Origin of the sequence: Streptomyces sp. NPDC057474 (assembly GCF_042802555.1) — a bacterium.
Taxonomy (GTDB): domain Bacteria; phylum Actinomycetota; class Actinomycetes; order Streptomycetales; family Streptomycetaceae; genus Streptomyces.
This window is the reverse complement of the sequence record NZ_JBHVDX010000318.1, coordinates 1-8663: the sequence shown is the minus strand read 5'-3', so window position 1 is coordinate 8663 and position 8663 is coordinate 1. Positions and strand designations below refer to the sequence as shown.

8 protein-coding genes and 1 pseudogene are annotated in these 8663 nt (G+C 72.2%); 5 read left to right on the top strand and 4 right to left on the bottom strand.

Features of this window, described 5'->3' with window-relative positions; all coding sequences use genetic code 11:
• Together ACFU53_RS44220 and ACFU53_RS44215 are read right to left on the bottom strand one after the other, a co-directional pair.
• Nucleotides 1-409, bottom strand: a pseudogene (locus tag ACFU53_RS44220) (ATPase); the annotation flags it as partial.
• A 54-nt stretch (nucleotides 410-463) separates the two neighbouring features.
• Nucleotides 464-1240: an MHYT domain-containing protein gene (locus ACFU53_RS44215; protein ID WP_384005559.1), complete on the bottom strand. Its 777-nt coding sequence runs from the start codon at nucleotides 1238-1240 to the stop codon at nucleotides 464-466.
• Nucleotides 1241-1392: 152 nt separating this feature from the next.
• Between ACFU53_RS44215 and ACFU53_RS44210 the strand changes: the two genes are divergently transcribed.
• The 3 genes from ACFU53_RS44210 to ACFU53_RS44200 all read left to right on the top strand — a co-directional run bounded on the left by ACFU53_RS44210 (nucleotide 1393) and on the right by ACFU53_RS44200 (nucleotide 3486).
• Nucleotides 1393-1992: a class I SAM-dependent methyltransferase gene (locus ACFU53_RS44210; RefSeq protein WP_384005558.1), complete on the top strand. Its 600-nt coding sequence runs from the start codon at nucleotides 1393-1395 to the stop codon at nucleotides 1990-1992.
• A 151-nt stretch (nucleotides 1993-2143) separates the two neighbouring features.
• Nucleotides 2144-2440, top strand: coding sequence for a hypothetical protein (locus ACFU53_RS44205; RefSeq protein ID WP_384005556.1), 297 nt, complete (start codon nucleotides 2144-2146; stop codon nucleotides 2438-2440).
• Between the two features lie 158 nt (nucleotides 2441-2598).
• Nucleotides 2599-3486 (top strand): hypothetical protein, encoded by an 888-nt coding sequence (locus ACFU53_RS44200; RefSeq protein WP_384005554.1) that lies wholly within the window; start codon nucleotides 2599-2601, stop codon nucleotides 3484-3486.
• Nucleotides 3487-3528: 42 nt separating this feature from the next.
• On the opposite strand, the gene ACFU53_RS44195 is transcribed toward ACFU53_RS44200, so the two are convergent.
• Complete coding sequence (locus tag ACFU53_RS44195) at nucleotides 3529-3717, bottom strand: hypothetical protein (RefSeq protein WP_251828934.1); 189 nt, start codon at nucleotides 3715-3717, stop codon at nucleotides 3529-3531.
• 245 nt (nucleotides 3718-3962) lie between these two features.
• On the opposite strand from ACFU53_RS44195, the gene ACFU53_RS44190 reads away from it, so the two are divergent.
• On the top strand, nucleotides 3963-6824 hold the full coding sequence (locus tag ACFU53_RS44190; protein WP_384005552.1) for an SNF2-related protein: 2862 nt from the start codon (nucleotides 3963-3965) through the stop codon (nucleotides 6822-6824).
• Nucleotides 6821-8110, top strand: a complete 1290-nt coding sequence (locus ACFU53_RS44185; RefSeq protein ID WP_384005550.1) for an SWF or SNF family helicase — start codon at nucleotides 6821-6823, stop codon at nucleotides 8108-8110. Before ACFU53_RS44190 ends, ACFU53_RS44185 begins: the two co-directional genes overlap by 4 nt.
• A 108-nt stretch (nucleotides 8111-8218) precedes the next feature.
• Here the strand turns inward: ACFU53_RS44185 and ACFU53_RS44180 are convergent, their stop codons facing one another.
• Nucleotides 8219-8503 (bottom strand): hypothetical protein, encoded by a 285-nt coding sequence (locus tag ACFU53_RS44180; protein ID WP_384005548.1) that lies wholly within the window; start codon nucleotides 8501-8503, stop codon nucleotides 8219-8221.
• Between the last annotated feature and the right edge of the window lie 160 nt (nucleotides 8504-8663).

Here is an 8663-nt window from a genome sequence, read left to right as displayed (position 1 = left end):
GCGTGCTCTCCCGCTCCGTAGAGGGCCCGGTGGCGTACCGTACGGCGGCCACGCGCTCGGCCTGGAGCGCCGTGACGGCGTCGGCGACCGGGCCGCGTACGGAGGCGTCGACGCGCTGCGACTGCCGGAAGCGTGCGACGTCCTGGGCGGTGGTGACGGTGGCGTACGCCCACAGGGCGAGCAGGGAGACGACGGGCACCATCAGCAGGCAGACGATCTTGGCCCGGACGGTGCGGGGGCGTAGGTGCCATCGTCCCGCGCGCGTGGGCGGGCCGGTCGTCGGGGCGCCGGTCTCGTCGGAGTCGAAGCGCTCGTCGGCCGGAGGTCCGGCGTGGGCACGGCGGCCGCGTATCGCGGGCTGGGGCGGCGCCTCGGCGCCGGCTGTCGGGGTCCTGCGGGGTGTACGCATGGCCTCCTCGATCGGAGTGGTTCGGGGGTGGGCCTCGAAGGCCGCCGCGCGCGGCTAGTGGGCGGCGGCGTTCTCGACCGGCCGCTGGGCCGACTCGGAGGCCTCGCGCTCCCCGGCCGTCGGCGACAGCGCGACGAACGCCGAGGTGAGGAAGAGGTAGGACCCGAGGCCGACGGCGAGGGGGAAGATGAACTGCATCGCCGTGGCCCCGGGCAGGACCGCCCCGGACGGAGTGACGTCCACACGCACCGCCCACATCGCGGTGTAGTGCATGCTGCTCACCGCTCCGCCCATGACCAGGGACGCGACGGTGACCGCGATGGGCGACTCGATGTTGAGTGCCGCCCAGAGGGCAGCCGTCGCCGCGACCACGGCGATCACGACGGAGAGCGCGACGAGTGCCGGATCGTAGGTCACGTCGCCGTGCAGCCGTACGGCCGCCATGCCCAGGTAGTGCATGCTCGCGACGCCCAGGCCGGTGGTGAGCCCGCCCAGGAGGAGCGCACGGGCGCGGTCCTCGCTGTAGCCGACGGCGAAGACTCCGGCGCAGACCACGATCATGGCGACGAGGAGGCTAAGGATGGTCAGTGGCACGTCGTAGCGGATTTCGGTGCCACTGACACCGAAGCCGAGCATCGCCACGAAGTGCATGGTCCAGATGCCGGTGCCGATCGCCGACGCAGCGGTGACGAGCCAGTTGCGGCGGGACCTGCCGGCGGCGCCGAGCGCGCGGACCGTGCAGCGCAGTCCGAGGGCGGCGCCGGTGGAGGCCATGACGTACGACAGCGCGGGGGTCAGCCAGCCGAAGGTGGCGTGGTCCATGTGTCCCATGGATCCGGGACGCTAGTGGGGGCCCGGGAGCGCGGAGGGGGCGCATTTCGAAAGGTGGTGGAATGTGGCGCATATATGCACTGGATTGATCGCCTCCCGCCCGAACATGCGCGCCACTGCCTCCGCCGTTCCGGTGAGGGATCATGCGGACCATGAGCGACGACCACACACACGTCCAGGAGTTCTTCACGGCACGGGCCGCGCACTGGGACACCCGGTTCCCGTACGACGCACCCGCCTACGCCGCCGCGGTCGCCGAACTCGGTCTGCGCGAGGGCGACCGGGTGCTCGACGCGGGGTGCGGCACGGGACGGGCCCTGACGCCGTTGCGCGCGGCCGTGGGGCCCTCCGGAGTGGTGCTCGGGGCCGATCTGACACCCGCCATGCTGGAGGCCGCCGTACGGGCCGGACGGGACCGCGACGGGCAGCTGCTGCTCGCCGACGTCGTCGGTCTGCCGTTGCGTGCGGAGTCACTGGGCGCGGTGTTCGCCGCAGGACTCATCGCGCACCTCCCGAGCCCCACAGAGAATCTGCGGGAGTTGGCGAGGGTGGTGCGGCCGGGCGGCACGCTGGCGCTCTTCCACCCCATCGGCCGGGCGGCGCTCGCGGCGCGTCAGGGGCGGCAGACCACCCCGGAGGACCTGCGCGCAGAGGCGAACCTCGGCCCGCTGCTGGCTGGTTCGGGCTGGCACATGACGTCGTACGTCGACGAGGACAACCTTTTCCTCGCGCTCGCCGCGCGCGTCGGCTGATCCCTGGCGCCGTACGGGGTCCGTGCCGCACAGGGTCCTGAATGGGCCGTTCGCAGTGCTCCACCCCGCCCTCCCCCTTCTGTGGCCGCAACTCCATCTCTACGTTGAGTAGGACGAGCTGTGATACCGACGCGGGGGGTAGGTAGTCCATATGTTCGGCAATCTTCGCAAGTCCTTCGGCAGATTTTTCGACTCGTTGCGCACGCAGACCACCACGCAGGAGGCGAAGCGCACCCACAACCTGTTCGAGGCTGCCGCCGCCTACATCTCGGCGTGCGCCGAGGACGACCAGGACCAGATCGACGAGGCCGCCACCTGGGTCTCGCCCGAGGCCCTGTCGTTCGGGGTCAGCGAGCTGGCGTGCCGGGCGGTCATCGCACTCGCACGGGAGCGGGACGAATCGCCGCAGGCGGTCGCGCGGTCACTTCTGGGGCTGCCCGCCGTCTGAACGAGTGAGGGTCTCCGGTCGATTCGCCCCTGTCCACCCGGATACCTGCAGCTCGCCCCGGATACCCGCAGCTCCGCACGGGGTTCACGCTCGTGACAAGGGCCCGCCGGGAGCATTAGGGTGCGCCGACGGACGAGCGAGAGCGATGGGAGGCCGGCATGGCCGGGACGGACGACGACGCCGTCACCGCCGGGGACGACGACGCCGTCACCGCCGGGGACGACGACGCACTGTATGTGCTGACGGCGGTACTGCTCACGCCCGCGAACTTCCCCAGCGTGCTGGGCGACGACTACCCGGAGGCCTGCGCGGCCCTCGGCCTCGCACCGCTCGCCGACGGGTACGGAATCGTCCTGGGCCAGGACGGCGAAGGTGCCCGGTGGACGGTGGTGGTGGACGACGTGTCGCTGGTCGCCGTGGCCATCGCGTCGTGGGACTGCGGCATGGAGTACGACCTGTCGCCCGACGAGGACTCGGTCGTGGCCGCGCTGCCCGGCTGGCCCCTCGCGGTCGCCGTGGCGGCGCCCGGGGTGCCCGCTCCGCACGACCCCGACCCGGAGGTCTCGGACCGGCCCCCACTGAGCCCGCCGGACACCGGCACCTGGGGTCCCGCGCAGCGGCGTCTGGGCGCCGACGAGATCGCGCTGCAGTGGTCCATGTGGCGGGAGCAGATCGACGACGCCGCGTTCATCGGGCAGGACGGCTCGAACCGGGCGACGACCGGTGACGCCACGGAAGCCGGGAAGACGACCGACGCCGGGCAGGACGGGGGCATCCCCCGCACGGGCATCCGCCGCGTCCTCGCGGAGGCGCGCGCGTACGTGGAGTCCCCGCCGCCGCTCGGGCGCGTCCGCTCCTCGTTCGCGCCGGGCGACGCCCGGACCCTCCGTGCCGACGGTCCCGGCTGGTCGATGGTGGCCAGGACCGACGACATCGCGTTCGTCCTTCTCGACGAGGAACCCGGCGAAGTGCTGCCGGTGGGCCGGGGACCGGAACTGCCCGGCCTCCTGGAATCCCTCGACAAGATCGCCGTACGCCCGAACTGAGCCATGTGCCTCACCGGCCCGCACGCGCGGGCCGGTGGCACCTCAGCGGCCGAGCTCCTTGCGGCCGGCCCGGCGCAGCCTGCGCCGCTGCGAGGGGTCCAGCGCGAGGTACGCGGCCGTGGGGATCCCCAGGACTATCAGGAGATTGGCCCAGAAGGGGAAGGGCAACAGGATCAGCAGGACGATCCCGATTGCCGCACCCCCCGCGACGATCTTCGTGCTCTTCGACATCTCCGTCGCCTCCTTCGCGGCCCACGCCGCTCTCTGTCCTGAAAACGGGAGCGGACTCCCCGTAGTTCCGGACCACGACCCTGACACGTCCCTGAGTCGAACCCCCGTACAACCCTGAGATTCCCCGGCCACCGAGCGGGAAAAGTGACGCACATCACTTCATAGCCCGCCTATTGGAGGTTTGAAGTGATGTATAATCGGCGATTCTGGCTACGGTAGTCAAATTTGAGGAGTCCAGCATCCCTGTGCCGACGAACCCTGTGGCAACTCCCTCCGAAGTCTCCGAGCTGACCCGCTGCCGTGCCGTCTTCGTGGCCGCTGATCCTGCCCGCGCCGGCCGTGTCGCCTTCTGGCGATCGGACGGCTCGGCGCCGCCCCTGGTCGCGCACGGCGCCACCGGGGAGCTGACGGTCGTGCTGCCCGGCGGCGAGAACGTCGAACAGGTGACAGTGCCCGCCGTGTCGCTCCCGGTGCGCGCCGCGCTGCCGGTGCTCACACGCGCGCGTGCCGCCACGGGCGCGCATCGGTCGACGGCGTTCTGGGGCGCGGCCGCCGTACTGGCACTCCAGTTCGCCGCGCGCGGGTTGCCCTTGCCCGGCGTGACCGCGAGCGGCCATGACGCCTGGCGGGCGGGCCCGCTGCGGGCGGAGGATGTGGACCGGGTCAGGGAGCTGGCCGCCGCGATGCCGCCCGAGGCACATGCGGTGCCCGTCGACCACAGCGAGCCGTTGCGGCTGCCCGATCCGGAGCGGCTTCTGCGCGACTTCCTCGACGCCGTCATGGACTCACTGCCCCGCTCCCCCGCCGCGAGCGTCGCGGCGGGCGGCCCGGCCTTCGCCGCACAGGACCCGCAGTATGTGCCCGAGCAGCGCGCCTGGGCCGCCGATGTCGCCGCCGGGCACGACGCGGGGGTCCGCGTCTCGCTGCGCGTCGAGATCCCTGGGCTCGCCTTCGTCCCGGCCGACGAGTCGGCCGGGACGAAGCTTCCGTTCCGTGCCGTCCTGCAGGTGCACAGTGTGAGTGACCCGGCGCTCGTCGTGGACGCCTCCGCGGTATGGGCCGGCGCCGAGGCCCTCGGCCCGCACGCGCGGATGGACGCCCTGCTGGCGCTGCGCCGCGCGGCCCGTGCCTGGGCCCCGCTCACCCCGTTGCTCTCGGCCGCGGTGCCGGACACCGTGGAGCTCGCCGACGAGGAGGTCACCGAGCTGCTCGGCGAGGGCGCTCGACTGCTGGCCGCAGCCGGTGTCGACGTGCACTGGCCCAAGGAGCTGGCGCGCAAGTTGACCGCCCGCGCGGTCATCGGCCCACAGGACGACAAGCAGGGCCCTGACAAAGCCGTGTCGGACACCCCGTCGTTCCTGTCCTCCGACGCGCTGCTCGCCTTCGACTGGTGGTTCGCGCTGGGCGACCAGCGGCTCACCCGGCAGGAGCTGGACCTGCTCGCGGAGGCGAACCGCCCCATGGTGCGGCTGCGCGATCAGTGGGTCCTGGTGGATCCGGAGGAGATCCGCCACGCCCGTGCGCAGCAGGACCGCAAGGTGTCGCCCGTCGACGCGCTCAGCGCCGCTCTGACGGGTTCGACGGAGGTCGACGGCCGGATGGTCGACGTACGGCCGACGGGGTGGCTGGCGACGCTCCGGGAGCGGCTGTCGGACCCTGAAGGGCAGGAGCCGGTCGGGCAGCCCTCCGGGCTCGCCGCGACATTGCGGGACTACCAACTGCGTGGCCTCGACTGGCTGGCCCGGATGACCTCCCTGGGGCTCGGCGGTTGTCTCGCCGACGACATGGGCCTCGGTAAGACGATCACCCTGATCGCCCTGCATCTCCACCGGCAGTCGGACACCTCGTCGGCGGGCCCCACCCTCGTGGTCTGTCCGGCCTCGCTGATGGGCAACTGGCAGCGGGAGATCGAGAAGTTCGCGCCAGGTGTGCCGGTGCGCCGCTTCCACGGGTCCCGGCGCAGCCTTAACGGGCTCGCCGACGGGGAGTTCGTCCTCACCACGTACGGCACGATGCGGCTCGACGCGCCGCGGCTCGACGACGTGCCCTGGGGCATGGTCGTGGCGGACGAGGCGCAGCACGTGAAAAACCCGTACTCCGACACGGCGAAGGAGCTGCGCTCGATCGGGGCACGCGCGCGTGTGGCGCTCACCGGCACTCCGGTGGAGAACAACCTGTCCGAACTGTGGGCGATCCTCGACTGGACCACTCCGGGCCTCCTCGGCAGCCTCGGCACCTTCCGCACCCGGTACGCGCAGGCCGTCGAGGGCAGCCGGGATCCCGCAGCCGCGGAGCGGCTCTCCCGTCTCGTACGGCCGTTCCTGCTGCGCCGCCGCAAGTCGGACCCGGGCATCGCGCCGGAGCTCCCGCCGAAGACCGAGACCGACCGCGCCGTGTCGCTCACCAGGGAACAGGTGGGGCTGTACGAGGCATTGGTCCGCGAGACCATGGCGGAGATCGCCGGCGCCGACGGCATGGAACGGCGCGGACTGATTGTGAAACTGCTGACGGGGCTCAAGCAGATCTGCAACCACCCCGCCCAGTTCCTCAAGGAGGAGCGGCCCCGGATCCCCGGCAGATCGGGGAAGTTGGAGCTGCTGGACGAACTGCTGGACACCATCCTCTCCGAGGGGGCGAGCGTCCTGGTGTTCACGCAGTACGTCCAGATGGCACGGCTTCTGGAACGCCATCTGGCGGCGCGCGGCGTGCCCACGCGGTTCCTGCACGGCGGGACACCGATCCCCGAGCGAGAGGCGATGGTCGAGCGCTTCCAGGAAGGGGAAGTGCCCGTCTTCCTGCTGTCGTTGAAGGCCGCCGGCACGGGTCTGAACCTGACCCGTGCCGAGCATGTCGTGCACTACGACCGCTGGTGGAACCCGGCCGTCGAGGCGCAGGCCACGGACCGGGCGTACCGCATCGGCCAGACGCGGCCGGTGCAGGTGCACCGGCTGATCACCGAGGGAACGATCGAGGACCGCATCGCGGACATGCTGCTGCGCAAGCGGGAGCTGGCCGACGCGGTGCTCGGTGCCGGCGACACTGCGCTCACCGAGTTGTCCGATGCCGACCTGACCGACCTGGTGGAGCTTCGAGGGGCCGCACGATGACGGAACGCACGGGACATGACGAGGAGCGCACGTTCGCGGCGCTGGCTCCTGAGCGCGGGCGGGGGTTCGCGCAGACGTGGTGGGGCCGGGCCTGGCTGAAGGCGCTCGAGGACGCGGCGTTGGACGGGGAGCAGGTGAAGGCGGGGCGCAGGCTCGCGCGCGCGGGAGCCGTCGGCGCGGTGTCGGTGCGCCCTGGGCGCGTCACCGCCGTCGTCCAGGATCGCGACGGCACCGCCCATCGCGCCGACATCCTGCTCCAGGAGCTGTCCGAGGACCACTGGGACCGCTTCCTGGGCATGGCGGTCGAGCGGGCCGGGCACATCGCCGCCCTGCTCGACCGCGAGATGCCACCGCATCTGGTCGAGGACGCCGCCACAGCTGGAGTCGAACTGCTGCCCGGCCTCGGTGATCTTGAGGCGGAGTGCGACTGCGGCGCCTGGGACCACTGCGGGCACACCGCGGCCCTCTGCTACGAGGTGGCTCGGCTGTTGGACCAGGACCCGTTCGTGCTGCTGCTGATGCGGGGCCGCGCCGAGCGCGCCCTCCTGGACGACCTCCAGGTGCGCAGCATCGCCCCCGCGGCGGATGAGGAGGTGGCACCGGAATGCCTCCAGGACAGCCACCGGGACGGCCTGGACGCCGCCGAGGCGTTCGCGGCGGGAGAGATCCTCCCGCCGCTCCCCGAGCCGCCCCGGCTGCCGGTGGAGCCGGGCCTGCCGCCCTCCCTGGACACCGAGGACCCGCCCGCGCCCGGGGTGGACCCGACCGCGCTCGAGTTCCTGGCGGCGCGAACGGCCCAGGAGGCACATCGGATGCTGGCCGAGGCCCTCCGTCCCGGACACGAGCAGCAGTCCCTGGACGACGAGTTGACGCTCCATCAGGACGCGGTGTGGCTGGCCGCCGGTGATCCCGAACCGAGCATCGGGGCACGGCTCGCCCATGGTTCCGAGCGTGGCCGGGAGGGGTTGGCACTCGCCGTCCTCGCCTGGCGGTACGGCGGGGTGGCCGGTCTCGCCGTACTCGACGAGGAATGGCACGTACAGGCGGAATCGCTCGCACGCGCGCGCGCCGCTCTGAAGACGGCCTGGGACGAGGACGCGCGACCTTCGCTGCGTCCCGCGCACAACCGCTGGACCGTCGTCGGCGGTTCGACCCAGCTGCGCCTCGGGCGGGACGGCCGCTGGTGGCCCTACCGCAAGGATCGGGGCCGCTGGGCACCCGCCGGCCCGGCAGCCCACGATCCGGCGACGGCACTGGCTTCGGTCAGCGCCGAGACCGACACCTGAGGCCGGTCCTGGGCGAGCGGGGCCGGATGCCGTACGCGCGCGTGAGCCACATTCGGTCCACGCGCGCGTGAGGCTTTTCACTCCTGCCCTGCAGTGCGGCGACCTTCCTCACTCGGCGTCGCCGGCCGGGGCAGGGAAGAGCGAGTCGAGGTCGCTGGGAAACTCGCTCGGGAACTCGCTGGGCAGGTCGCTCGGCAGATTGCTCGGGAAGTCCGAGGGCAGTGCCGGAAGGTCGCTGGGCAGTTGGGACGGGAGGCTCAGCGACGGGGTGGGCGAGGGGCTCGTACCGCCGCCGGTCCCGCCCGGCGGCTTCTTGTCCGGTGATCCCTCGCCCCCGGTGGCCACCAGTACCACGGCGACGACGCCGCCCAGCACGATGATCACGGCCAGCACGAGAAGTACGGCGTTGCGGCGCCGGCCTGGAGGCGGTCCACCGGGCGGATCGGGTGGCTGCCAGCCCCCCCCCAGACCCGGGGGCTGCCACCCACCACCCAGCCCCCATGGAGGCACGCCACCACCCAGTGAAGGCGGACCCAAGCCCCCCGGCCGTGGA

Coding starts and splice junctions, on each gene's coding strand:
- ACFU53_RS44185 (WP_384005550.1), top strand. CDS start 6,821: ATGACGGAACGCACGGGACATGACGAGGAGCGCACGTTCGCGGCGCTG.
- ACFU53_RS44195 (WP_251828934.1), bottom strand. CDS start 3,717: ATGTCGAAGAGCACGAAGATCGTCGCGGGGGGTGCGGCAATCGGGATC.
- ACFU53_RS44205 (WP_384005556.1), top strand. CDS start 2,144: ATGTTCGGCAATCTTCGCAAGTCCTTCGGCAGATTTTTCGACTCGTTG.
- ACFU53_RS44200 (WP_384005554.1), top strand. CDS start 2,599: ATGGCCGGGACGGACGACGACGCCGTCACCGCCGGGGACGACGACGCC.
- ACFU53_RS44215 (WP_384005559.1), bottom strand. CDS start 1,240: ATGGGACACATGGACCACGCCACCTTCGGCTGGCTGACCCCCGCGCTG.
- ACFU53_RS44210 (WP_384005558.1), top strand. CDS start 1,393: ATGAGCGACGACCACACACACGTCCAGGAGTTCTTCACGGCACGGGCC.